The following is a 559-nucleotide window of genomic DNA, read 5'->3' on the forward strand; positions in this document are numbered from 1 at the left end:
CAAGGAATTGTGGGAGATCGATCCGGCCAGGCACAAGCCGGGTCTGGTGATCCACACGGCGGGCTGGCCGCTGGAAAAGGACACCTACGGCGGCTCGTTCCTGTACCACACGGACAATAACCAGGTGATGGTGGGCTTCGTCGTCGGCCTTGCGTACCAGAACCCGTATCTCTCGCCGTTCGAGGAATTCCAGCGCTACAAGACGCATCCGGTGATCCGCAAGTATCTGGAAGGCGGCAAGCGCGTTTCATACGGCGCCCGCGCGATGACGGCGGGCGGGCTGATGTCACTGCCGAAGCTCGTGTTCCCGGGCGGCGCACTGGTGGGCGACGACGCGGGCTTCCTGAACGCGGCGCGCATCAAGGGCAGCCACGCGGCGATCAAGACCGGCATGCTCGCGGCGGAAGCCGCGTTCGACGCGGTGCAGGCAGGCCGCCAGAGCGATGAGCTCGCGGCGTACCCGGAAGCGTTCAAGCAGTCGTGGCTCTACACGGAACTGTACAAGTCGCGCAACTTCAAGCAGTGGATGAGCAAGGGCCTGTACCTGGGCACGCTGATG

1 protein-coding gene is annotated in these 559 nt (G+C 64.4%); it reads left to right on the top strand.

Going from position 1 to position 559, the window contains the following annotated elements; translation table 11 throughout:
- On the top strand, positions 1-559 hold a 559-nt coding region (locus tag HV773_RS36600), incomplete at both ends, for an NAD(P)/FAD-dependent oxidoreductase (RefSeq protein ID WP_175198569.1).

It is taken from the genome of Paraburkholderia caffeinitolerans (genome assembly GCF_902859945.1).
Taxonomy (GTDB): domain Bacteria; phylum Pseudomonadota; class Gammaproteobacteria; order Burkholderiales; family Burkholderiaceae; genus Paraburkholderia; species Paraburkholderia caffeinitolerans.